This is a genomic window from Methylobacterium sp. Leaf111 (assembly GCF_001423285.1).
Taxonomy (GTDB): Bacteria; Pseudomonadota; Alphaproteobacteria; order Rhizobiales; family Beijerinckiaceae; genus Methylobacterium.
Map to the genome: position 1 here is coordinate 302,298 of NZ_LMNE01000045.1, position 22,644 is coordinate 324,941.

The 22,644-nt window shown below is 70.2% G+C and carries 19 protein-coding genes; 9 read left to right on the forward strand and 10 right to left on the reverse strand.

All coding sequences use genetic code 11. The features are described 5' to 3' along the window. Positions 1–9: 9 nt before the first annotated feature. From ASF41_RS18215 to acnA, 3 genes are all read right to left on the reverse strand, one after another. Positions 10–1,317: a dihydroorotase gene (locus tag ASF41_RS18215; RefSeq protein WP_056496042.1), complete on the reverse strand. Its 1,308-nt coding sequence runs from the start codon at positions 1,315–1,317 to the stop codon at positions 10–12. Between the two features lie 110 nt (positions 1,318–1,427). Continuing rightward, positions 1,428–1,616, reverse strand: a complete 189-nt coding sequence (locus ASF41_RS18220) for a DUF1508 domain-containing protein (protein WP_056350174.1) — start codon at positions 1,614–1,616, stop codon at positions 1,428–1,430. Positions 1,617–1,794: 178 nt separating this feature from the next. Beyond that, on the reverse strand, positions 1,795–4,506 hold the full coding sequence (acnA, locus tag ASF41_RS18225; RefSeq protein WP_056495655.1) for an aconitate hydratase AcnA: 2,712 nt from the start codon (positions 4,504–4,506) through the stop codon (positions 1,795–1,797). Positions 4,507–4,805: 299 nt separating this feature from the next. Here acnA and ASF41_RS18230 point away from each other — a divergent pair, with 299 nt between their 5' ends. From ASF41_RS18230 to ccmB, 4 genes are read left to right on the forward strand one after another with little or no spacing between them, the layout of a single operon-like run. Beyond that, entirely contained in the window at positions 4,806–5,030 is a 225-nt protein-coding gene (locus tag ASF41_RS18230) for a TraY domain-containing protein (RefSeq protein ID WP_056495657.1), read from the forward strand. Next, positions 5,014–5,283, forward strand: a complete 270-nt coding sequence (locus tag ASF41_RS18235) for a type II toxin-antitoxin system RelE/ParE family toxin (RefSeq protein ID WP_056495660.1) — start codon at positions 5,014–5,016, stop codon at positions 5,281–5,283. The genes ASF41_RS18230 and ASF41_RS18235 overlap by 17 nt, the downstream gene beginning before the upstream one ends. A gap of 34 nt (positions 5,284–5,317) precedes the next feature. Further along, positions 5,318–5,974: a heme ABC exporter ATP-binding protein CcmA gene (gene ccmA, locus ASF41_RS18240; RefSeq protein WP_056221523.1), complete on the forward strand. Its 657-nt coding sequence runs from the start codon at positions 5,318–5,320 to the stop codon at positions 5,972–5,974. Then, positions 5,974–6,639 (forward strand): heme exporter protein CcmB, encoded by a 666-nt coding sequence (ccmB, locus tag ASF41_RS18245; RefSeq protein ID WP_200941289.1) that lies wholly within the window; start codon positions 5,974–5,976, stop codon positions 6,637–6,639. The genes ccmA and ccmB overlap by 1 nt, the downstream gene beginning before the upstream one ends. Before the next feature lie 4 nt (positions 6,640–6,643). On the opposite strand, the gene opgC is transcribed toward ccmB, so the two are convergent. The 4 genes from opgC to ASF41_RS18265 all read right to left on the reverse strand — a co-directional run bounded on the left by opgC (position 6,644) and on the right by ASF41_RS18265 (position 11,499). After that, on the reverse strand, positions 6,644–7,819 hold the full coding sequence (opgC, locus tag ASF41_RS18250; RefSeq protein WP_056495663.1) for an OpgC domain-containing protein: 1,176 nt from the start codon (positions 7,817–7,819) through the stop codon (positions 6,644–6,646). Positions 7,820–7,942: 123 nt separating this feature from the next. Further along, the gene (locus ASF41_RS18255; RefSeq protein WP_056495666.1) at positions 7,943–9,130 is read right to left on the reverse strand and encodes an SMP-30/gluconolactonase/LRE family protein; all 1,188 of its coding nucleotides are present in this window, start codon (positions 9,128–9,130) and stop codon (positions 7,943–7,945) included. 39 nt (positions 9,131–9,169) lie between these two features. After that, positions 9,170–10,153 carry an SMP-30/gluconolactonase/LRE family protein gene (locus tag ASF41_RS18260; protein ID WP_244479701.1) on the reverse strand — a complete coding sequence of 328 codons (984 nt, stop codon included), beginning with the start codon at positions 10,151–10,153 and terminating at the stop codon, positions 9,170–9,172. A 65-nt stretch (positions 10,154–10,218) separates the two neighbouring features. Then, a complete protein-coding gene (locus ASF41_RS18265; RefSeq protein ID WP_082504665.1) occupies positions 10,219–11,499 on the reverse strand; it encodes an SMP-30/gluconolactonase/LRE family protein in 1,281 nt (426 codons plus the stop codon). 379 nt (positions 11,500–11,878) lie between these two features. Here ASF41_RS18265 and ASF41_RS18270 point away from each other — a divergent pair, with 379 nt between their 5' ends. After that, on the forward strand, positions 11,879–13,348 hold the full coding sequence (locus tag ASF41_RS18270) for a PAS domain-containing protein (protein WP_056495670.1): 1,470 nt from the start codon (positions 11,879–11,881) through the stop codon (positions 13,346–13,348). A 28-nt stretch (positions 13,349–13,376) separates the two neighbouring features. On the opposite strand, the gene ASF41_RS18275 is transcribed toward ASF41_RS18270, so the two are convergent. From ASF41_RS18275 to ASF41_RS18285, 3 genes are all read right to left on the reverse strand, one after another. Next, positions 13,377–13,547: a hypothetical protein gene (locus ASF41_RS18275; RefSeq protein WP_156653363.1), complete on the reverse strand. Its 171-nt coding sequence runs from the start codon at positions 13,545–13,547 to the stop codon at positions 13,377–13,379. A 99-nt stretch (positions 13,548–13,646) separates the two neighbouring features. Continuing rightward, positions 13,647–14,555, reverse strand: a complete 909-nt coding sequence (locus ASF41_RS18280) for a response regulator transcription factor (protein WP_056221505.1) — start codon at positions 14,553–14,555, stop codon at positions 13,647–13,649. Next, positions 14,548–17,913: an ATP-binding protein gene (locus ASF41_RS18285; protein WP_056495676.1), complete on the reverse strand. Its 3,366-nt coding sequence runs from the start codon at positions 17,911–17,913 to the stop codon at positions 14,548–14,550. The genes ASF41_RS18280 and ASF41_RS18285 overlap by 8 nt, the downstream gene beginning before the upstream one ends. Positions 17,914–18,238: 325 nt before the next feature. On the opposite strand from ASF41_RS18285, the gene urtA reads away from it, so the two are divergent. The 4 genes from urtA to urtD all read left to right on the forward strand — a co-directional run bounded on the left by urtA (position 18,239) and on the right by urtD (position 22,572). Further along, positions 18,239–19,498: an urea ABC transporter substrate-binding protein gene (gene urtA, locus ASF41_RS18290; protein ID WP_056221501.1), complete on the forward strand. Its 1,260-nt coding sequence runs from the start codon at positions 18,239–18,241 to the stop codon at positions 19,496–19,498. Positions 19,499–19,688: 190 nt separating this feature from the next. After that, positions 19,689–20,615 (forward strand): urea ABC transporter permease subunit UrtB, encoded by a 927-nt coding sequence (gene urtB / locus ASF41_RS18295; protein ID WP_056221498.1) that lies wholly within the window; start codon positions 19,689–19,691, stop codon positions 20,613–20,615. A gap of 14 nt (positions 20,616–20,629) precedes the next feature. Beyond that, a complete protein-coding gene (gene urtC / locus ASF41_RS18300) occupies positions 20,630–21,778 on the forward strand; it encodes an urea ABC transporter permease subunit UrtC (RefSeq protein ID WP_056495679.1) in 1,149 nt (382 codons plus the stop codon). Positions 21,779–21,786: 8 nt separating this feature from the next. After that, positions 21,787–22,572 (forward strand): urea ABC transporter ATP-binding protein UrtD, encoded by a 786-nt coding sequence (gene urtD / locus ASF41_RS18305; protein WP_056495682.1) that lies wholly within the window; start codon positions 21,787–21,789, stop codon positions 22,570–22,572. Positions 22,573–22,644 lie beyond the last annotated feature (72 nt).

Here is a 22,644-nt window from a genome sequence, read left to right on the forward strand (position 1 = left end):
TGAGAGCGATCACGCGGCGGCCTCGGTCTCGGCGGGGGCCCGGAAGACGATGCGGCCCGCCACCATCGTCAGCACGGCGGCTCCCTGGAGGCGCGCCTCGTCGAAGGGCGAGTTCTTGGAGCGGGACTTCAAGGTGCGCTTGTCGAGGACGTAGGGCAGGTCCGGATCGATCAGCACCAGGTCGGCCGGCGCCCCGGTCGCGAGGCGGCCGGCGGCGCGCCCGAGAAGGGCCGCCGGGTTCGCCGTCAGGGCCGCCAGCAGGCGCGGCAGGGCAACGTCGCCGGTATGGACCAGCCGCAGGGCCGCGCCCAGCAGGGTCTCGATGCCCAGCGCCCCGTCGGCCGCTTCGGCGAAGGGCAGGCGCTTGGTCTCGACGTCCTGCGGGTTGTGGTCGGAGACAACGACGTCGATCACGCCGTCGTTGAGGCCCGCCACCAGGGCGAGCCGGTCCGTCTCGTGGCGCAGCGGCGGCGAGAGTCGGCAGAAGGTGCGGTAATGGCCGATGTCGCCCTCGTTGAGGACGAGGTTGTTCACCGAGGCGCCGCAGGTGACCGGCAGCCCGTCCGCCTTGGCCCGGCGCACGATCTCAATCGAATCCGCGCAGGAGATCATCGCCGCGTGGTAGCGGGCGCCGGTGAGGCGCACGAGGCGGATGTCGCGCTCCAGCATCACCGTCTCAGCCTCGCGCGGGATGCCGAGGAGCCCGAGGCGGGAGGCCATCTCGCCCTCGTTCATCACGCCGTCGCCGACGAGGTCCGGCTCCTCCACGTGCTGCATCAGCAGGGCGCCGAAGTCGCGGGCATAGGTCAGCGCGCGCCGCATGACCTGAGCGTTCGCCACCGCCTTGAGGCCGTCGGTGAAGGCCACGGCCCCGGCCTCCTGCAGGAGGCCGAACTCGGTCATCTCCTGGCCGGCGAGGCCCTTGGTGATGGCCGCGGCCGGCAGGACGTGGACGCTGGCCGTGTCGCGGGCACGGCGCAGCACGAAGTCGACGATGGCCGGCCCGTCGATGACCGGGTTGGTGTCCGGCATGCAGACCAGGGTGGTGACGCCGCCGGCGGCGGCCGCCGCGCTGGCGCTGGCCAAGGTCTCGCGGTGCTCGGCGCCGGGCTCGCCCACGAAGGCGCGCAGGTCGATGAGGCCGGGGCTGAGGACGTGGCCACCGCAATCGACCGTCTCGGTGTCGTCCGGCACCCCGGCGACTGGCCCCCAGCCGACATCCTGGATCAGGCCGTCGCGCACGAGGACATGCCCGGGCGCCTGCCGGCCCGTGGCCGGATCGCACAATGTGGCGTTGGTCAGGAGGATGGGACGCATCGTCATGCGTCGCGGTTTCGACCGGGCGCGCCGTGGCGTCAAGCGGGATGCGGCGGGCACGCCGATCCCGACCGCGGCGGCGTGCCCTGACTGCGCTCCGGCGCGTCGTCTCAGACCTCGTAGATCGGATCGTTGCCCGAGGCCTTGTTGAGCTTCAGGCCGTGCAGGCAATCCGCCTTCGCCGCGTAGCTCTCGCTGCTCCTGGAGATCTCCTCGCCGTTCTTGGCGTAGTAGACCCAGTACCACTGTCCCTTCGCATCCTTCTTCATCTTGTAGCAGGGGTAGGACATTGCCGACATCGCTTCGCTCCTCGGTTCACGGCGGCCGCGACCGGCCTCCGCCAAATAATCAAACTCTAGGTTTGATTATTTGTAATTTGTTAACCTGAGAGAAGTTTTACAAGGCTTCTGGGCATGAAAAAGGCCCCGCCCTTTCGGGCGAGGCCTCGGGATCGCGGTTCGCGGAGGCGGCGAAGTCTTACGCGGCCAGCGAGCGCAACACGTAGGGCAGGATGCCGCCGTTGCGGAAGTACTCGAGCTCGTCGAGGGTATCGATGCGGCAGGTCAGGGGCACCTCCCGCTTCGTGCCGTCCGCGGAGGTGATCTCGGCGATCATGGTCTGGCGCGGCTTCAGATCGCCGGACAGGCCCCGGATCGAGACCGTCTCGTCGCCCTTGAGGCCCAGGGAGGCCCAGGACGTGTCGCCCTGGAAGACCAGGGGCACGATGCCCATGCCCACGAGGTTCGAGCGGTGGATGCGCTCGAAGCTCTCGGCCACCACGGCGCGGATGCCCAGGAGCTTGGTGCCCTTGGCCGCCCAGTCGCGCGAGGAGCCGGTGCCGTACTCCTTGCCGGCGAAGACGACGAGCGGGGTCCCTTGCGCCTGGTACTTCTGCGCGGCGTCGTAGATGAACATCCGCTCGCCCGAGGGCTGGAACAGGGTCCAGCCGCCCTCGACCACGTTGCCGGACTCGTCGCGGACCATCTGGTTCTTGATGCGGATGTTGGCGAAGGTGCCGCGCATCATGACTTCGTGGTTGCCGCGCCGGGTGCCGTACTGGTTGAAGTCCTGCACCCGGACCTGGTGTTCCTGCAGGTAGGCGCCCGCCGGGGAGTTCGCCCGGATGTTGCCCGCCGGCGAGATGTGGTCGGTGGTGATCGAGTCGAGGAACAGGCCGAGAATGCGGGCGTCGACCACGTCCTCCACCGGGGCCGGGGTCTTCTGCATGCCCTCGAAATAGGGCGGGTTCTGCACGTAGGTGGAGGTCGAATCCCACTGGAAGGTCTCGGCCTCGGTGACCTCGACGGCCTTCCAGTAATCGTCGCCGCCGAACACGTCGGCGTAGCGGGACTTGAACAGGGTCGAGGTGATGTTGGCCTCGATGAACTCTTGGACCTCGGCGCTCGAGGGCCAGATGTCCCTCAAGTAGACGGGCTGGCCATCGGAGCCCGTGCCCAGGGGCTCGGTGGTGATGTCGATCTGCATCGAGCCGGCCAGCGCGTAGGCGACCACCAGCGGCGGCGAGGCCAGGTAGTTCGCCCGGACATCCGGGTTCACGCGGCCCTCGAAGTTGCGGTTGCCCGAGAGTACCGCGGCGGCGACGACGTCGTTGTCGTTGATCGCCTTCGAGATCGCGGCCGGCAGCGGTCCGCTGTTGCCGATGCAGGTGGTGCAGCCGAACCCGACGAGGTTGAAGCCGAGCGCGTCGAGGGGCGTCTGCAGACCGGCGCTCTCGAGATACTCGGCCACCACCTGGGAGCCGGGCGCCAGGGAGGTCTTCACCCAGGGCTTCGAGCGCAGGCCCCTGGCGACCGCGTTGCGGGCGAGGAGCCCGGCGCCGATCATCACGCTCGGATTCGAGGTGTTGGTGCAGCTCGTGATGGCGGCGATCACCACGTCGCCGTGACCGATGTCGAAGTTGGCGCCCTCCACCGGGTAGCGACTGGCGAGGTCGGCCGCCTTCTTGAACTCGGTCTCCATGGATTGCGCGAAGCCCGGCTTGGCGCCGTCGAGGAGCACCCGGTCCTGCGGACGCTTGGGGCCGGCCAGGGACGGGCGAACGTCGCCCATGTCGAGTTCGAGCGTGTCGGTGAAGACCGGGTCCGGCGTGGCCGCGTCGCGCCACATGCCCTGCGCCTTGGCGTAGGCCTCGACGAGCGCGATTCGGTCGTCGGCGCGGCCGGTGACGGTGAGGAAGTCGATGGTCTTCTGATCGATCGGGAAGAACCCGCAGGTGGCGCCGTATTCGGGGGCCATGTTGGAGATCGTGGCGCGGTCGGCCACCGCCATGTCGTCGAGGCCGGGGCCGTAGAACTCCACGAACTTGCCCACCACGCCCTTCTTGCGCAGCATCTGCGTGACGGTGAGCACGAGGTCGGTGGCCGTGGTGCCCTCGGGCAGCTTGCCCGACAGCTTGAAGCCGACGACCTCGGGGATCAGCATGGAGAGCGGCTGGCCGAGCATCGCGGCCTCGGCTTCGATGCCGCCGACGCCCCAGCCCAGCACGGCCAGGCCGTTGACCATGGTGGTGTGCGAATCGGTGCCGACGAGGCTGTCCGGATAGGCGAGCTCGGTGCCGTCCGAAGCATCGGGATCCTGCTTCGTCCACACGGTCTGCGACAGGAACTCGAGGTTCACCTGGTGGCAGATGCCGGTGCCGGGCGGCACCACGGAGAAGTTGTCGAAGGCCGACTGGCCCCACTTGAGGAAGGTGTAGCGCTCGCCGTTGCGCGAGTATTCGAGCGCGACGTTGTCGGCCAGCGCCTTCGGCGTGCCGAACTCGTCGACGATCACCGAGTGGTCGATCACGAGGTCGACCGGCACCAGCGGGTTGATCTTCTGCGGGTCGCCGCCCAGGGCCACCATGGCGTCGCGCATCGCCGCGAGGTCGACCACCGCGGGCACGCCGGTGAAGTCCTGCATCAGCACGCGCGACGGCCGGAAGGCGATCTCGGTCTCGGTCTTGCCCTTGTTGCCGAGCCAGGCGACGGTGGCGGAGATGTCGTCCTTCTTGACCGAGCGGTCGTCCTCGAAGCGCAGCAGGTTCTCGAGCAGCACCTTCATGGAGAAGGGCAGCGCGGTGGCGTCGGCGAGGCCGGCCTTCTCGGCGTGCGGGATCGAGTAATAGGTGTAGGCCTTGTCGCCGACCGTCAGGGTCTGGCGGGACTGGAAGCTGTCGAGCGATGCCACGGCGTTCTGTTTCCTCGCGAGCGGTTGGTCGAACACGCGCAGGCATAACCTGCGCCACGAAAACACGTGTTCGGCTGGGAGCGCTATGAAGCGCGCGCCGCCCCGGGGGTGCCCGGATAGGATGTTGCGCGAAGGGCGATTTGGACGCCCTGAAACTCGCGCGGCGCAGCCTGCGCGCGTTATAGAACACTTCGAAACTGGCCGCTACCGGGCGCCTGACAGCGCGTGAAATCTGTTCGGTCGCACCTTCGCCAGCGGGGGGCGGCGCGCTAGGCTCCCCAAGCACGATGGAGATCCCGATGCTCGCCCTGCGTCTGCCGCCCGAGATCGAAGACCGCCTGGAGGCGCTGGCCCGGCGCACCGGCCGGAGCAAGGCCGACCACGCCCGCGACGCCATCCTCGAGCATCTCGAGAACCTGGAGGATCTCGATGACGCCGAGCGGCGCCTCGCGGCCGTTCGCAGTGGCGAGAGCGACACCGTTCCCTTGGACGACCTACTGTCGCGCTATGGCGTGGCGGATTGAATTCGAGCGTTCCGCGGAACGCGAACTCGCCCGGCTCGATCGGGAGGTCGCCAAGCGCATCCTCGGGTTTCTGCGCGACAGGGTCTCGCCACTGGACGATCCGCGTGCCATTGGCGAAGCCCTGAAGGGGTCTCGGCTCGGCAACTTCTGGAAATACCGGATCGGTGACTTTCGCCTGATCGCCGCGATCGAGGACGACGCCCTGCGCATCCTGGTAATCAAGGTCGGGCACCGCCGCGACGTGTACCGGTAGCCGACGCGACGAGGCTCATGATTCAGGACCCCCCGTGCGGCTGACCGCCCAACACCTCGCCGTCCGCCGCTCCGGCCGCCGCATCTTCGCGAACCTGTCCTTCGCCCTCGGGCCGGGGGAGGCGCTGATGGTCACCGGGCGGAACGGGGCCGGCAAGTCGACGCTGCTCGCGGTGCTGGCCGGCCGGCTCAAGCCCGAGGCCGGGACCGTCGCGGCGAGCGAGGTCGGCGAGGCGACCCTGTCCGAGTGCCTGCACGTGGTCGGCCACCGCGACGGGCTGAAGAGCCCGCTGACGGCGGAAGAGAACCTCGCCTTCGCCCGCGACCTCCTCGGCGCGCCGACCGCGACCCCGCGGGCGGCCCTGGAGGAACTCGGCCTCGGCCACGCCCTGCGGCTTCCCGTGGCCTATCTCTCCGCCGGCCAGCGCCGGCGGGTGGCGCTGGCCCGCCTCCTGGTCTGCCGGCGCCCGCTCTGGCTCCTCGACGAGCCGACGGCCGCCCTCGATGCCGCCTCGCAGGCGGTCCTGGCCGGGATGATGGCGCGGCACCGGGCGACGGGCGGCCTCGTCATCGCGGCGACGCACCAGGCCCTCGGCCTCGCCGACGCCCAGGAACTGCGGATCGAGGCGCCCGCACCCGCCCCACCGACGCTGGCCCGGACGACGGTCGCGGCCGACGAGGTCTGGTGGTGATGCGCGCCCTGAGGGCCCTCGTCGCCCGCGACCTCGCCCTCGCCGCCCGCGTCGGCGGCTCGGGGGCGCTCTCCCTCGTGTTCTTCCTGATGATCGTCGCCCTGGTGCCGTTCGCCCTCGGCCCGGACCTGAACCTGCTGTCGCGGATCGGCCCGGCGATCCTCTGGCTCGCCGCCGTGCTCTCGACCCTGATCGGCCTCGACCGCCTGTTCCAGGCCGACGAGGAGGACGGCTCCCTCGACCTGATGACCGGCTCGCCGGCCCCCCTGGAGGGCGTGGTGCTCGCCAAGGTGCTGGCCCACTGGCTCACTACCGGCCTGCCCCTCGCCCTCGCCTCGCCCCTCTTCGGGCTCCTCGTCGCCCTCGATGGCCGGGCGATGGCGGCGACCGCCCTCACCCTCCTGGTGGGCACCCCGGCCCTGACCTTCGTGGGCGCGGTCGGCGCGGCCCTCACCGCCTCGATCCGCCGGGGCGGCCTCATCCTGGCGGTCGTGGTGCTGCCGCTGATGATCCCGACGCTGATCTTCGGCGTCTCGGCGAGTGAATCGGCCCTCGGCGGCACCGTCCCGTTCACCACGCCGCTGGCCATCCTGTGCGCCCTCAGCCTGATCGCGGGCGTGATCGGGACGCTCGCCGCCGCCGCGGCCCTGCGCTGGTCGGAATAGGGCGTCAGGCGATCGCCGGGGTCCCCCGCAGGCCTGCGACCCGGACCTCCGGCGGCGCGGGGTGGGCGGGCCGCGCCCGGTCCGGGCGCCCGGCGATGCGCAGGGCGATGCCGACGAACAGCGCGATCATGCCGGCCTCCAGAAGCAGCAGGGGAAGCCAGGCGGCGTCCAGGGGAATGGCGGCCAGATCCAGCGCCTCGCTGGCAAGCACGGCCCCGATCGCGCCGGCGGTGAAGACCGGCAAGGACCGGCGGCCGAGGCGGGTCAGCGGGTGGTCGCGCGGCACCTGGTGCAGCAGGCGGATGAGCGGGGCGCGCGGCAGGGCCATCACCAGGTAGGCCAGGGCGAGAACGTGCAGGACCCGCAGGGGCGACTGGTAGGTCTTGCTCGCGCCGAGCCAGAAGGCGTCGTTGCGCGTCGCGGCCCAGTCCGCGGCCGCCGGCCAGAGACGAACCACGACCACCGCCAGGACGAGGTAGCCAACGAGGTAGCCCAGGGCGAGGCCGGTCAGCCCCCTGGGACGCGGCAGGGCGACGCCGTCGACCAGGCCCTGCCCGATGGTGATCCCCAGGGCGAAGATCAGGGTCCAGGGCAGGATCGTCAGCGCGAAGGGCGCGCCCGAGAGGCTGTTGCTCAGCACCAGATGGAAGTGGCCGGCCGCGATCCAGAGCAGCAGTGCCGGCGGCAGGGGCGCCCAGAACCGCCACCCGGCGAGGCGCAGCAGGATCGGGGCGATCAGCATCAGGGCCACGTACAGGCGCAGGACGGACGAGTATCCCACCGTCTGGCGGAGGGTCAGGGCATGGCTCAGCAGGTTCGGGAAGCCGTGGTCCCGCAGCAGGGCGGTGTCCTGCGCGTGCACGCCCGTCACGCCTCGAAGGGCGAGGATGGCCGCCAGGAGACCGAGCGTCGCGAAGACGATGACCAGTTCGAAGGCGTAGATCCGGGCCGCCCGCCGCCACAGATGGGCGACGATGTCCGGCAGGCGGCGCCGCGAGGCCTGGCTCCCCGCGAGGGCGATGGAGATGCCGCTGAGCAGGACGAAGATGTCGGCGCTGTCGGAGAAGCCGAGCCGGGAGGGCGACACGGCCGAGACGGCGCCGTCCTGGATGTGGTTCACGAAGATGTTGATCAGGCACAGACCGCGAATGGCGTCGATCGTCGTTCTTCGCTGCGGCATGCCTCGCCCCGATGCGGCCTACACGACCGATCGTAGGGCGGGGGGCTTAAGGTTGTGTTGCAACCTCCGGACGTAGGGCCGGGGAACGGTTGGGCCGTTCCCCGGGCCGAGGCCTCGTGCGCCTCACGCCGGATCGGCGTCGATCCGCATCCGCAGGATGGCGTAGGGCGGCGCCTGCAGGTCCTTGCCGCCGTTGTATTCCGGGCGTCGGTTCACCTGGGCGGACGAGATGTGGAGCCAGCGGTCGGGGGTGATCCAGAACGTGTCGGCCCAGATCAGGCGCGGATCGGAGGCGATGATCGTGACGGTGCCGTCGGGGTCGCGCCGGCCGACCGCGTTGAACTCCTGCAGGGCGAGGTAGACCCGGTCCTTGGAATCCGTGGTCAGGCCGCCGGTCATGCCCTTCTCGCCGAGATCCGTGACGCCGGCCGCCACGGCCCCGTCGCTGGCCCCGGGATCGAGGAGCGCGGCGGTCTCCACGGCGTAGAGGCGGCGCCCGATCAGGGGCGCGTAGTAGAGGCGCCGGCCGTCGGGGCTGAGCGCGATGCCGTTGGCGCCGCCCTGGACCGGGCGCGGCGGCCCCTCCCCCTTCCGCTGCACCACCGGGCGGTCCTCGACGATCTTGAGGAGGCCCTTCTGCGACCGGGTGCTGGCGTGGCCCGCGAGGCGTCGCACCACCCGGCCGCTGGCGAGGTCGACGGCCAGGATGGCGCCCTCCCCGTCCTGGCCCTGGTCGGTGACGTAGGCGCAGGCGTACCCGTCGCGGATGTCCACCCGCAGGTCGTTGAGCGACGAGGTCGGGGTGATGCCGGCCTCCAGGGGCACCACGCGGCGGATGCGGTTGTCGGCGAGATCGATCTGCACGAGCTTCGCGCCGCCCTTCACCGGCGGGCCGGAGCCGTTCGGCAGGCCGGCATCGAGGCACCACAGGGTGTCGTCGCGGTCGAAGACGCCGTTGGGCACGTGGAACAGGCGCGCCTGCGGCTGCTCCGGGTCGGGCTGGTTCGTCGGCAGGTCCGGGTAGGGCCGGACCTCCCCGTCCGCCAGCACCTCGCCCAGGGTGTAGGGCACCGTCGCGGTGAAGCGGGGCATCATCACGAAGCGCCGGCCGCCGGCCGAGATGGCGAGGCCGGTGGGGGTCGAGGGGGCGTTCGCCGTGAACGCGAGTTCGAGCCCGCCCGCCGCCCGGTGGGTGGCGACCTCGGAGGACGGCGCGGCCGCGGCCTCGCCGGGTCGGGCGAGGGCTGCCGTACCGGCGATGCCGGCACCGGCGAAGCCGGCGGCGAGGAGGTCACGGCGAGCGAGCGTCATGGCGGGATCCGGTCGAGCGAGGATGGGGGACATGGCGGGTCAGCCCCGGGCGGGGCCGCGCACCTTGAGGTCGATGGCGAGGACGTGCGCGCCCGCGCCGATGAAGAGGCGCCGGCCGTCCGGGCCGCCGAAGGCCACGTTGGCGGCGTCGGTCGCGGTGGCGATGCGTCCGAGGGGCGTGCCGTCGGGCGCATAGATCCGCACACCGTCGAAGCAGGCGGCATAGACCCGGCCGTCGGCATCCACCGCGAGGCCGTCCGGCACGCCGGCCTCCACGGTGGCGAAGGGTTCGGGCGCGCCGAGCCTCCGGCCCTCCACCACCGGGAAGGCCAGGATGGTGCGCGCGCCCTCGGGATTCTTCAGGGCGACGCTGGTGTCGCTGACGTAGAGGCGCGTCCCGTCCGGGCTGAAGGCGATGCCATTGGGCTGGCCGACGGCGTCGGTCATGCCCTCGACCCGGCCGGCCGGGTCGATCCGGTAGACCCGCCGGGCCCCTTGCGCCGGCGGCGCCATCAGGCCCTCGTCCGGCATGGTGATGCCGAAGACGGGGTCGGTGAACCAGATCGCGCCGTCCGGGGCCAGGGCGGCGTCGTTCGGAGAATTCAGCGGCCGGCCCGCGAAGGCGTCGGCCAGCACCGTGAGGCGGCCGTCCGGCTCCCGCCGCACCACCCGCCGCCCGCGATGCTCGCAGGTGACGAGGCGGCCCTCGGCGTCGAGCGTGTTGCCGTTGGCGTTGTTCGAGGGGTCGCGAAACACGCCGGTGCCGCCGTCGTCGGCGATCCGGATCATCCGGTTGGCCCGGACGTCGCTGACGATCAGGCCGCCGAGGCCCGGGGCGTAGCACAGGCCCTCGCACCAGCGCCCGCCGGCATAGAGGGTGCGCAGCACCGCGCCGGGATCGACAACCTCGCTCAGCCGCGGATCGTCGACCCGGACGATGGGGGCCGCTGCGGCCGGCCAGGCACGCAGGGCGAGGGCCGCTCCCGCGCCGCCGAGCAGCGCGCGTCGTCGTATCGTCGGCATCGGTCCTCGATGGGCTGCGGGTGCGATGATCGCGCCGCCCCGTGGCCGGGGCGGCGCGGGACGGGTCAGCGCGCGGCCGGCGCGGGGGCGGTCGAGCCGGTGGCGTCCAAGGTCCCCGGCTTGAAGCTCCACAGCTCCGTCGGCAGGGCCGCCGGCGCATCGGGCTTGTAGAAGGCCGAGTCCTGGATGCGCGAGGTGGTGACGTAGAGCGTCCCGTCGGGCCCTTCCGCGAAGGTGTCGGGCCAGCGCAGGCGCGCGTCCTGCACCACGGTGCTCAGGGTGTTCCCCTTCGCCGAGAGGTCGCGCACCTTGATCGCATCGTCCTGCGGCGAGGTCACGTACATCCGGCCGTCCTTGCGGGCGATGATCAGGCCGTCGGCGGGGCCGTTCTCGCCCACGATCTCGATGCGGCCCGACACGCTCTTGTCGGCCAGCGCGGTCGGCATCAGCGCGGTGGTGATGCTCCCCGCGAGCGTCTCGGTGGGCAGGCTGTAGAGCGTCTTGCCCTTGATCGCCTGCCAGTACAGCGTCTTGCCGTCGGGGGAGAGGGCGATGCCGTCGGCGGCGAACTCGACGCCGCGCCCGTCCGGCCGGCGCAGGGGCTTGCCGTCATAGGTCACGGTGACGCCCGTGTCGGGTTGGGTCGACGGGTCGCCGTCGAGGACCCGGTGGGCCCGGCCGCTGTCGAGGTCGACCACCACCAGGGCGCCCCGGGCGCCGGAATCGGTGAGGTAGGCGGTCTTGCCGTCGGGGGAGAAGCGCACGTCGTTGAGGTAGGAGCCCTGCGGCGCCACGCTCTCGTCGAACGCGATGGTGCGCGCGGGCTGGTTGGTCTTCAGGTCGATCTCGACGAGCTTGGGACCGCTGGGCACCAGAGCCGCCATGGCGGGGGCGGCCGGATCGAGGACCCAGAGGTTGCCGTTCGGGCTCGCCACCACGCTCTGGACGCAGACCCAGTGATCCTTGGCCGAGATCTCGTCCTTCTTGGCGTTGCGCCAGGAGTTCCAGGCCGCATCCGGGAACGGCACCAGCTTGCCGTCCTTCAATTCGGCCACCGACACCGCGGTGTCCTCGGTCCAGCGCGGGAAGTTCACGAAGATCCGCCCGTCCTTGGAGACGGTGACCCCTGTCACCTGGTGGTCGAAGCTCGCCACCATCGTGAGCGTCGCCGTCGGCGCGGCGGCGGCGGCGCCCTGCGCCAGGACCGTGCGGGGGAGGAAGACGACCCCCGGGAGGAGGACGGCGCCCAGGAGGGCCGCGGCGCGCGTCCGGCCCCGCCGCCGGGGGCGGGCCGAGAGGCGCGGCGGGGCGGCGAAGATCGGACGGTCGGACTGATGGTGCGTCATCGGAACCCTGGAAAATGGAATCCCTGGCATCGGATTCCCTGGCATCGCGCCGATCGCACCGTGCGGCGCGATCGTGACGACCTAACGCATGAAGTCTCGGCCAAGGTTCATCCGCCCCGCGACTCGTGAACGGCGGCGCCCCTCTCCCGCGCGACCGAGCGGCGGCCTCGGATTGCGCGGTTGGCCGGTGTCGCACGGACCCGGCCCGCGTCCGGATGCGAGGGCGCTCGGCACGCTTTCATATGTTGTTTTTTGCAAAGTCGTTTCAGGATCTTCGACCGTTAAAGACAAATTCACGGATTGTAATTAAAGTTACGAGCATCAAAATGCGACCCGTCTAGTCGCGTATCAGTCACCGTTTCCGCGAAAGAAATTGACGATGTTGGGCGCCGGTCTTCGTGCAACACTCGAAGCGCTCGATCGATCGCAAGGTCGAATCGAGTTCGCGATGGATGGAAGTGTCCAGAGCGCGAACCAGATCTTTCTCGATCTCATCGGCTATACGTTCGCAGAGGTCCGTGGCCGCCCGCACAGCCTGTTCGTCCCTCCGGAGGAGCGGGACACCCCGGCCTACCGGGCCTTCTGGGACAGCCTGCGCCGGGGCGAGCACCAGGCGCGCGATTTCTGCCGGATCGGCAAGGACGGCCGCCGGATCTGGATCCGGGCGAGCTACAACCCGATCCTCGATCGCCGCGGCAAGCCGGTGAAGGTGGTGAAGTTCGCCACGGACATCACCGCGCAGGTGGCGCGCAACGCCGCGTTCGAGGGCCAGATCGCGGCGATCAACCGGTCGCAGGCGGTGATCCACTTCACGCCGGACGGTCTCGTCACCGACGCCAACCCGAACTTCCTCGCCGCGCTCGGATACACCCTCGACGAGATCAAGGGTCGGCACCACAGCCAGTTCGTGGCGCCGGCGGACCGGGACACGCCGGCCTACGCCGCCTTCTGGACGGCGCTGGCGGGCGGCGCCTACCAGGCCGGCGAGTTCCGTCGCCTGGCGAAGGGCGGCCGCGAGGTGTGGATCTACGGCGCCTACAATCCGGTCTTCGGACCCGACGGCCGGGTGGTCTCCGTGGTGAAGTTCGCCAGCGACGTCACCGCCCAGGTCGCCGACCGGCTGCGTCGGCACGAGGGCCAGCAGGCGATCGACAAGGATCTCGGGGTCATCACCGGCTCGATCTCCGACGTCAGCCATCAGGCGACCCTCACGGCGGAGGCGGCGGCTCAGACCTCCGGCAACGTCCAGGCGGTGGCGGCCGGCGCCGAGGAGTTCTCGGCCTCCATCGAGGAGCTGAGCCGCCACGCGTCCGAGGCGAAGGTCGCGTCCGAGGAGGCGGTGATCCGGGCCGAGGAGGCCTCCGGCATCATCGCCGGGCTGACCTCGGCCGCCGACAAGATCGGCGAGGTGATCTCGGTCATCCGCACGATCGCCGACCAGACCAACCTGCTGGCGCTCAACGCCACCATCGAGGCGGCCCGCGCCGGCGAGGCGGGCCGCGGCTTCGCCGTGGTCGCCTCCGAGGTGAAGGCCCTGGCCAACCAATCGTCCCGGGCCACGGAGGAGATCGGGACGCAGATCGCGGCGGTGCAGGGCTCCACCACCCAGGCCGTGACCGCGATCGAGGCCATCGCCCGGACGATCGGCCATCTCAGCGAGATCTCGCTGAGCGTCTCATCGGCCGTGACCGAGCAGGCCGCGGTGACCCGCGACATGACGATCAACATGCAGAACGCCGCCCGGAGCGTCGAGGTCGTGCGCCAGAACATGGACGGGATCGCCGCCGCCACGATCGACGTCGACGCCTCGGTGCGCAAGGCCGGCGCCGCAGCCCGCGCCCTGGCCTGAGGGGCGGGCGAGGGCCGGTCGTACCGGATCAGTCCGGGCGCGGGCCGGCACCAGGCTGCATCACCGCCGGCTCGGAGCCCGAGCCGCGCACCCGGCCGCGCAGGGCCGGCGGCGCGCCCGGCCGTCCGGGTTCGCGCCGCTCGAGGCCGGGCACGACGCGCTCGGTGAGGTCCACGCAGCGGCCGACCAACCACGTCATCCAGTTCATCATGAAGCTCCCAGCCTGACCTGTCTGATAGATCGGGTGTCGCGCCGCCAAAGCGAGGGGGTGGGCCGGAAATATCCGCTCCGCCGCCCGTCAGTCGAGGTCCTGCAGGTGGCGGGCGGCGATGACGGACGCGGCCGTGCGGTTCTCGACGCCGAGCTTCTCGTAGATGCCCTCTAGGTGCTTCGTCACCGTGCGGGGGCTCAAGCCCAGGATCTCGCCGATGTCGCGGCTCGACTTGCCGCGCGAGAGCCAGAGCAGCACCTCCGCCTCCCGTCCGGTGACCCGCAGGCGCAGGCGCAGGCGTTCCAGGCCCGCCTCGGTGCCGTCGCGCGACAGGCGCAGCAGGATCTCGTCGCCGGTGCCGCCGATGAAGCTGAAGGTATAGGCGGTGCCCGCGCGGTCGCCGAGGGTCAGGGCCGGCGCGCCCGTGCCGGCGAGGCAGCCCCGGAGCCAGGCGGCCCCCTGCGGCGGCAGGCTCGAGGGAGCGCCGGGCTCGGTGAAGCCGCCGAGCAGCCGGGCGGCCTGGGGCGTGCCCCACAGGACCGTGCCGTCGCGGTCCACCGCGAACAGGGTGCGGCCGGTGGTGTCGAGGGCGGCGCGCGCGCTCTGGGCCGCCCGGGCACCGGCGAGATGCACGCGGATGCGGGCCAGGATCTCGTCGGGGGCGATGGGCTTCGTGACGTAGTCGACGCCCCCCGCTTCCAGGCCCTTCACGATGTGCTCGGTCTCCGACAGGCCGGTCATGAAGATGACGGGCACGTGGGCGAGGTGCCCCTTCGCCTTGAGGCGGCGGCAGGTCTCGAACCCGTCCATGCCGGGCATCATCGCGTCGAGCAGGATGACGTCGGGGGTGATCTCGTCGACCAGGGCCAGGGCGAGGTCGCCCGCCACCGCCACCAGCACGGTGGCGCCCGAGCGCTCGATCGCCTCGGTGAGGAAGCTCAGGGTCTCGGGGGAATCGTCGACCACCAGGACGGTGTCGCGCTGCGCCTCAGCCATCGGCGGGCTCCAGCAGACCCTCGATCACCGCCCGGGCGCGGCGCAGGTCGAAGGCGGCGGTGAGCCCCCGCATCTGCGCGATGAAGGCGGTCGGTGCCGCGGGGCCGCTGTCCATCTCGGCGAGCTTCGCCTCGATGCCGCGGATGTGCCCGATGCGCACGAGGCGCAGGAGGTCGGCGAGGTGCTCCGGCCGCGGGTCCGGCGCGGCGGCCTCGGGCGGGGGCGGCGCGGGCGCGTCCCCCGCCGTCCAGTCGAGGCCGAGGAGCCCGGTGACGCATTCGAGGAAGTCGCGCAGGTCGAAGGGCTTGGCGATGATCGCGTCGTGAGGCGCGTCGTCGCCCCGCACCGGGCTGATCTCGTGCACGTTGGCCGACATCATGGCGATGCGCGCCGTGTGGCCGGCCTCCCGCAGGGCCTTGGCCAGCCCCCAGCCGCTCATGCCCGGCATGGCGATGTCGAGGAGGAACAGGTCCGGCGGCTGGGTCTCGGCCAGCGCCAGGCAGGCCGGGCCGTCGCCCGCCTCCCAGACCACCAGGCCGAGGGGTTCGAGGATGTCGCGCATCAGCCCGCGATGGGCGGCATCGTCGTCGGCCACCAGGATCGTGCGGCGGGCCCCCGCGTAGATGCGCGGCGGGGCGCTCGCCTGCGCCGCCAGCACGGGTTTGGGCCGCGCCACCGAGGCCAGCATCAGCCGGAGGCGAAAGCGCGTGCCGCGCCCGACCTCGCTCGCCACCGTGATCTCGCCCCCCATCACCTGGGCGAGCAGGTGCGCGATGGTCAGCCCGAGGCCGGTGCCGGGGGTGGAGCGGGCGGCGGCCATCGAGCCGCGCTCGAACGGCTCGAAGATGCGCTCCAGGTCGTCCGGGCGGATGCCGAGGCCGGTGTCGCTGATCGTGAACACCGCGATCTGGCTGCGGTAGGTCAGGTCGAGGGTCACCGTGCCGGCGGGGGTGAACTTGATCGCGTTCGACAGGAGGTTGAGCAGGATCTGGCGCAGGCGCTTCTCGTCCGTGGCGACCACCGCCGGCAGGGTCTCGGGCCGGGTGAAGCGGAACGCCAGGGCGGCGCCCTGGGCCTGGAGCCGGATCATGTCGACGATCTGGTCGAGGAAGTCGGCGAGCCGGACCTCGTTGCGGTGGATCTGGAGGCGGCCCGCCTCCATCCGGGAGATGTCGAGCAGGCCGTCGATCAGCCCCGAGAGGTGCTGGGCCGAGCGCCGGATGACCCGGATCCCGTTCTGGCGCGGGGCCGGGATCGCGGGATCGCCCTCGAGGAGCTGCGCGTAGCCCAGCACCGCGTTGAGGGGCGTGCGCAGCTCGTGGCTGATGCCGACCACGTAGCGGCTCTTGGCGAGGTTGGCGGCCTCCGCCACCTCCTTGGCCTGCTGCAGCTTGGCGTCCGTGACCTTGTGGGCCTCGATCTCGGCCTGGTAGAGCCCGGTCTGGCGGGCGGTCTCCTCCAGGGCGACCCGGCGGCTCTCCTGGGCCAGCACGAACAGCCAGGCGACGATGCCCAGGATCACGATGAGGATCAGGAACACGCTGGTCAGCGCCGCGCCGAGCACCGCGCGGTGCTCGGGATGCTCGGCGCTGGCCCCCGCATGCACGATGCCGAGGATCAGCCCGATCGCCGCCACCAGGGTGAGCATCAGCGCGAGGTAGCGCCCCAGCGGCGCGCCGATCCAGGCGGCGGTGCGGGCCGGGGCGACCCGGGCGAGCACGCTCTGGGCCTGGGCTTCCAGGCGGCCGTGCGGCTTGCAGAGATCGCCGCAGCGGGCGTCGAGGGAGCAGCACAGGGAGCAGATCGGCCCGGCATAGGCCGGGCACTGGGCCATGTCCTCGGGCTCGAACGGGTGCTCGCAGACCCGGCAGGTGATCTCGGTCGCCCCCTGCCAGTCCGTGCGCGGGGTACGAGCGAGGTAGTAGCGCCCGCCGGTGGCGAGGGCGATCGCGGGGGCGCCCGCGACGGCGACGACCAGGGCCAGCAGCGGCGCGAACGGCACGGCCTGCGTCCCGAGCCAGCCCGCATGGGCCACGAACCCCGTGAGGATCGCCAGCGCCATGGCGCCTGTGCCCACCGGATTGACGGCGTAGAGATGGGCGCGCTTGAACTCGATGCCGGGGGGCGACAGGCCGAAGGGCTTGTTGATGGCGAGGTCCGCCGCCAGCGCGCCGACCCAGGCCGAGACCACCACGGCGTAGAGCGACAGGGTGCTGACGATGGTCTTGTCGATGCCGAGCTCCATCAGCAGCAGGGCGATGGCGACGTTGAAGACGAGCCAGACCACGCGGCCCGGATGGCTGTGCGTCAGGCGCGAGAAGAAGTTCGACCAGGCGATGGAGCCCGCATAGGCGTTGGTGACGTTGATCTTGAGCTGCGAGACCACCACGAACAGGGTCATCAGGGCGACCGCGCCCATGCCCGAGGGCACCACGTAGCCGAAGGCCACCGCGTACATCTGGGTCGGCTCGGCGGCACGCTCGGCCGGAACGCCGTGCGCGATCGCGAGCACGGCCAGGAACGACCCGAGCAGGATCTTGAGCATCCCGGGCAGGATCCAGCCGCCGCCTGCGCCCAGCACCGCCGCCCACCAGCGCCCGGCGCGCTCGGGCGTGCGCGCCGGCACGAAGCGCAGGAAATCGACCTGCTCGCCGACCTGGGCCAGCAGCGCCAGGAGGATGCCGGAAGCCAGCCCGAAGCGGGGCCAGTCGAAGCCCCCGAGTCCGTCGGCCCCCGGATGGGCGAGCCAGGCCGCCACCGGGGCGTCCCCGGCCCAGGCGATGCAGGCGAGCGGCACGAGGTTCAGGACGATCCAGATCGGCTGCGTCCAGAGCTGGAAGCGGCTGATCATGGCGAAGCCGTAGACGACCAGCGGGATCACCGCGAGGGCGCTGACGAGGTAGCCGAGGCTCGGCGGCAGCCCGAAGCACAGCTCCAGCGCCAGGGCCATGATCGCCGCCTCGATGGCGAGGAACAGGAAGGTGAAGCTCGCATAGATCAGCGAGGTCACGGTCGAGCCGATATAGCCGAAGCCGGCGCCCCGGGTGAGGAGGTCGATGTCGACGCCGTAGCGGGCGGCGTAGAGGCTGATCGGCGTCGCGGTGGCGAAGATGATGGCGCTGACCACCAGGAGCGCCGCCAGGGTGTTGGTGAACCCGACCGTCAGCACCAGGGTGCCGCCGATCGCCTCCAGGGCCAGGAAGGAAAGCGACCCGAGGGCGGTCTGGGCGACCCGGAACCCGGACCAGCGCCGCGCCTTCTTGGCGGTGAAGCGCAGGGCATAGTCCTCCAGCGTCTCGTCGGCGACGAGGCGGTTGTAGTCGCGCCGGATCGGCAGGATACGCTGGTGCTCGGTCATCGTGTTCGGCGGGGACGGTATCATGCGGCGCGGGGTCTGGCGCGGCATCCCGGCCTGTCCGAAACCGTGGCGCTCCGTCGTCCCCGGCGTAGCAAGGACCGTGCCCGACCCCGTGTTTCCACATGGGCGCGCACCCCGTCCAGTGGCCGGAGCGGCGATGGGACCCTGGACTCGCGGGCAGTTCGCCAGAATGGGCCTGTCCGCCCGGCTCCGACATACGCAAAACAGCGTATAGGCCGCACTGCACAACGCGGCCTAGCCTCCGCTCCGTCGATCCGCGGCCGTCCGATGCGCCGTGCGACGACCGACAGGGGTTTTGGGCACGATGGCAGAGGACAAGGGCAACGGCCTGCAATCGGCGCTCCGGCGCAGGCTTCTCATGGGGCTCGCCGGCGCTCCGGCGATCGCCTTGATGCCGCGCATGAGCTTCGCGGCGGCGCCGCCGACCTCGGCGGTGAACACCACCGGCCTCGCCGTGACCGACACGGAGGTCACGGTCGGCATCCTGCACTCGGCCACCGGCACGATGGCGATCTCCGAGACCGGCTCGATCCAGGCCGAGAAGCTCGCGATCTCCCAGATCAACGAGGCGGGCGGCGTGCTCGGCCGCAAGATCAAGATCATCCAGGAGGACGGCGCCTCCGACTGGCCGACCTTCGCCGAGAAGGCCAAGAAGCTCCTCGTCAACGACCACTGCGCCGCCGTGATGGGCTGCTGGACCTCGGCCTCGCGCAAGGCCGCGTTGCCGGTCTTCGAGCAGTATAACGGCCTGTTGTACTACCCAACCTTCTACGAGGGCCTGGAGCAGTCGAAGAACGTCTTCTACACCGGCCAGGAGGCCACCCAGCAGATCCTCGAATCGCTGAACTGGGTCACCAAGGAAAAGAACGCCAAGACGTTCTTCTTCATCGGTTCGGACTACATCTGGCCGCGCACCTCGAACAAGATCGCCCGTAAGCACATCGAGAACGTGCTCAAGACCAAGGTCGTCGGAGAGGAATATTTCCCGCTGGGCCACACCCAGTTCAACTCGGTGATCAACAAGCTCAAGCTCACCAAGCCGGACGTGATCTTCACGGACGTGGTCGGCGGCTCGAACGTGGCGTTCTACAAGCAGCTCAAGGCGGCCGGCATCGACCTCGCGAAGCAGACCCTGCTGACGATCTCGGTGACCGAGGACGAGGTCGACGGCATCGGCGGAGACAACATCGCCGGCGCCTATTCATGCATGAAGTACTTCCAGTCGCTCAAGAACCCGAACAACGAGAAGTTCGTCGCCGCCTTCCACAAGATGTGGGGCGAGAAGACCGTCATCGGCGACGTGACCCAGGCCGCCTATCTCGGGCCGTTCCTGTGGAAGATGGCCTGCGAGAAGGCCGGCTCCTTCGACGTCGACAAGGTGGTCGCCGCCTCGCCGGGCCTCGAGTTCAAGGAGGCGCCGGAAGGCTACGTCAAGATCCACCCGAACCATCACCTCTGGTCGAAGACCCGGGTCGCCAGGGCCCTGCCCTCGGGCCAGTTCGAGGTGGTCTACGAGAGCCCCGACCTGATCGAGCCGAACCCCTTCCCGAAGGGCTACCAGTAGGACTCCAACGTGACCTCCTCCCCCTTGTGGGGAGGAATTGGAGGTGGGGGTGGTTTGTGACCCTCGACCTGCGGAGGCTGGCGGCGCCACCCCCACCCCTCCCCCTCCCCACAAGGGGGAGGGGAAATCTGAGGCCTAACTCGGCCCGATGCTTGCACGACCTTCGCGGCATCCTTCGGAGAACGGACCCATGTTCGGTGACTATTCGCTCGGGGATCTCAGCTCGATCTTCGTCATGCAGGGCTTCGCCGGGCTGATCCTGTTCTCGGTCTACGTGCTGATGGCCCTGGGGCTGGCGATCATCTTCGGCCAGATGGGGGTGATCAACATGGCGCACGGGGAGTTCATGATCCTCGGCGCCTACATGACCTATCTCTGCTCGGGCTTCTTCCAGACCCAGCTGCCGGCCCTGTTCCCGGCCTACTTCTTCGTGGCGATGGCCCTGGCCTTCCTGGCCTCGGGGGCCCTCGGGATGCTGGTGGAATGGGCCCTGATCCGCCACCTCTACAAGCGCCCGCTCGACACGCTGCTGGCCACCTGGGGCCTCTCCCTGATCCTGCAGCAGGCCTACCGCACGATCTTCGGCGCCCGCGAGGTCGGCGTCGAGCTGCCGTCCTGGCTCATCGGCTCGGTGCAGGTCACCGACACCATCGAGATCCCGATCAACGGCATGTTCGTCATGGGCGTCACCACCCTGATCACCGTCGGCGTCGCCCTCCTGATGTACCGCTCGCGCTTCGGCGCCCAGGTCCGCGCCGTGGTGCAGAACCGCGCCATGGCGGGCGCCGTCGGCATCGACACCGAGCGGGTGGACCGCCTCACCTTCGGCCTCGGCTGCGGCATCGCGGGCATCGCCGGCTCGGCCTTCACCATGGTGGGCTCCACGGGGCCGACCTCGGGCCAGCTCTACATCGTCGACACCTTCCTGATCGTGGTCTTCGGCGGCGCCGCCTCGCTCCTCGGCACCATCGCGTCGGCCTTCTCGATCTCGCAGACGCAGTCGACCCTGGAGTTCTTCCTCTCGGGCTCCACCGCGAAGGTGCTCACGCTGCTGGCGGTGGTCGGCATCCTGATGCTGCGGCCCCAGGGCCTCTTCACCCTCAAGGTCCGGCGCTGAGGAGCCCGAACGTCATGACCCGCTCCAAAACCCCCGTCGTCAACGACAACCCCTTCATGAAGCCGATGGAGTGGGTGAGCCTGGCGCTCCTCGTCGGCGTCATCTTCGTCCTGCTGCCGATGCTGCTCGACGCCTTCCGGCTCAACCTCGTCGGCAAGTACCTGACCTATTCCTTCGTGGCCCTCGGCCTCGTCATCTGCTGGGGCTTCGGCGGCATCCTGTCCCTCGGCCAGGGCGTGTTCTTCGGCCTCGGCGGCTACCTGATGGCCATGTACCTCAAGCTCGAAGCCTCCAGCGTCGAGAACACGAAGATCCAGTCGACGCCGGGCATCCCCGACTTCATGGACTGGAACCAGATCACCGCCCTGCCCTGGTTCTGGAAGCCGTTCGAGAGCCTGCCCTTCACCCTCCTGGCGGTGCTGGTGGTGCCGGCACTCTTCGCCTTCGTCATCGGCACGGCGATGTTCCGCCGCCGGGTCGGCGGCACCTACTTCGCCATCATCACCCAGGCCATCGCCGCCATCCTGACGATCCTCATCGTCGGGCAGCAGGGCTATACCGGCGGCATCAACGGCATCACGGACCTGCGCACCCTGCACGGCTGGGACATCCGCACCGACAGCGCCCACAACATCCTCTACTTCGTCAACGCCGGCCTGCTCGTCGCCTGCATCCTGTTCGCGCAGGCCGTGAAGAAGTCGAAGCTCGGGCGCATCCTGCTCGCCATGCGCGATAAGGAGGACCGGGTCCGGTTCTCGGGCTACCAGGTGGCGAGCTTCAAGACCTTCGCGTTCTGCCTGGCGGCTGTGTTCGCCGCCATCGGGGGCGCGATGTTCACCCTCCAGGTCGGGTTCATGTCGCCCTCCTTCGTCGGCATCGTGCCGTCGATCGAGATGGTGATCTACGCCGCGGTCGGCGGGCGCCTGTCCCTGTTCGGCGCGGTCTGGGGCACGCTCCTCGTGAACTGGGCCAAGACCAGCTTCTCGGAGAGCTTTCCGGAGCTCTGGCTGTTCGGCCTCGGGGGGCTCTTCATCCTGGTGGTGCTGGCCTTCCCCAACGGTCTGGCGGGCATCTACCGCACCCATGTCGAGCCCCGCCTGACCCGGCGCGTGAAGGCCCTGGAGCCCGCGCCCGCCGTCGCCCTGCCCCACGCGGCCGAGTAGGACCTCCGATGAACGCAGCCCTCCTGCCCTCGCACCGCATCGGCGCCGATCCGGCCGAGAAGGACTTCCTGCTGGCGGTGGAATCCCTCACCGTCTCGTTCGACGGCTTCAAGGCGGTCAACGACGTCTCGTTCTACGTCGACCCCAACGAGATCCGGGTCATCATCGGCCCCAACGGCGCCGGCAAGACCACGGTGCTCGACCTGATCTGCGGCCGCACCAAGGCCAGCTCCGGCTCGATCAAGTACAAGGGCCAGGAGCTGACCCGGCTGTCCGAGAGTGCCATCGTGCTGGCAGGTGTCGGCCGCAAGTTCCAGACGCCGTCGATCTACGATGACCTCACCGTCTTCGAGAACCTGGAGATTTCCTATCCGCGCGGCCGCTCGGTGTTCGGGGCGCTCACCTTCAAGCGCGACGCCCAGGTCCGCGACCGCATCGAGGAGGTCGCCAGCATGATCTTCCTCAAGGACCAGCTCCTGGAGCGGGCCGAGTTCCTCAGCCACGGCCAGAAGCAGTGGCTCGAGATCGGCATGCTCCTGATCCAGGACCCGGAGCTGCTGATGCTCGACGAGCCGGTGGCCGGCATGAGCGTCGGCGAGCGCATCAAGACCGCCGAACTCCTGAACGAGATTATCAAGGGCCGCTCGGTGCTGGTGATCGAGCACGACATGAAGTTCGTCGAGGACATCGCCCACCGGGTCACCGTGCTGCACCAGGGCAAGGTCCTGTCCGAGGGCTCGATGGAGCGGGTCAAGAACGACCCGAAGGTCATCGAAGTCTATCTCGGCCACTGACAGGGAAACGGCGCCATGCTCCAGACCACGCCTTCTCCCGCCGCCGTGCCGCCCATCCAGGCCGGGCTCCAG

Coding starts and splice junctions, on each gene's coding strand:
- ASF41_RS18215 (WP_056496042.1), bottom strand. CDS start 1,317: ATGCGTCCCATCCTCCTGACCAACGCCACATTGTGCGATCCGGCCACG.
- ASF41_RS18220 (WP_056350174.1), bottom strand. CDS start 1,616: ATGTCGGCAATGTCCTACCCCTGCTACAAGATGAAGAAGGATGCGAAG.
- ASF41_RS18230 (WP_056495657.1), top strand. CDS start 4,806: ATGCTCGCCCTGCGTCTGCCGCCCGAGATCGAAGACCGCCTGGAGGCG.
- ASF41_RS18235 (WP_056495660.1), top strand. CDS start 5,014: ATGGCGTGGCGGATTGAATTCGAGCGTTCCGCGGAACGCGAACTCGCC.
- ccmB (WP_200941289.1), top strand. CDS start 5,974: ATGCGCGCCCTGAGGGCCCTCGTCGCCCGCGACCTCGCCCTCGCCGCC.
- opgC (WP_056495663.1), bottom strand. CDS start 7,819: ATGCCGCAGCGAAGAACGACGATCGACGCCATTCGCGGTCTGTGCCTG.
- ASF41_RS18255 (WP_056495666.1), bottom strand. CDS start 9,130: ATGACGCTCGCTCGCCGTGACCTCCTCGCCGCCGGCTTCGCCGGTGCC.
- ASF41_RS18260 (WP_244479701.1), bottom strand. CDS start 10,153: ATGCCGACGATACGACGACGCGCGCTGCTCGGCGGCGCGGGAGCGGCC.
- ASF41_RS18265 (WP_082504665.1), bottom strand. CDS start 11,499: ATGACGCACCATCAGTCCGACCGTCCGATCTTCGCCGCCCCGCCGCGC.
- ASF41_RS18270 (WP_056495670.1), top strand. CDS start 11,879: ATGTTGGGCGCCGGTCTTCGTGCAACACTCGAAGCGCTCGATCGATCG.
- ASF41_RS18275 (WP_156653363.1), bottom strand. CDS start 13,547: ATGACGTGGTTGGTCGGCCGCTGCGTGGACCTCACCGAGCGCGTCGTG.
- ASF41_RS18280 (WP_056221505.1), bottom strand. CDS start 14,555: ATGGCTGAGGCGCAGCGCGACACCGTCCTGGTGGTCGACGATTCCCCC.
- ASF41_RS18285 (WP_056495676.1), bottom strand. CDS start 17,913: ATGACCGAGCACCAGCGTATCCTGCCGATCCGGCGCGACTACAACCGC.
- urtA (WP_056221501.1), top strand. CDS start 18,239: ATGGCAGAGGACAAGGGCAACGGCCTGCAATCGGCGCTCCGGCGCAGG.
- urtB (WP_056221498.1), top strand. CDS start 19,689: ATGTTCGGTGACTATTCGCTCGGGGATCTCAGCTCGATCTTCGTCATG.
- urtC (WP_056495679.1), top strand. CDS start 20,630: ATGACCCGCTCCAAAACCCCCGTCGTCAACGACAACCCCTTCATGAAG.
- urtD (WP_056495682.1), top strand. CDS start 21,787: ATGAACGCAGCCCTCCTGCCCTCGCACCGCATCGGCGCCGATCCGGCC.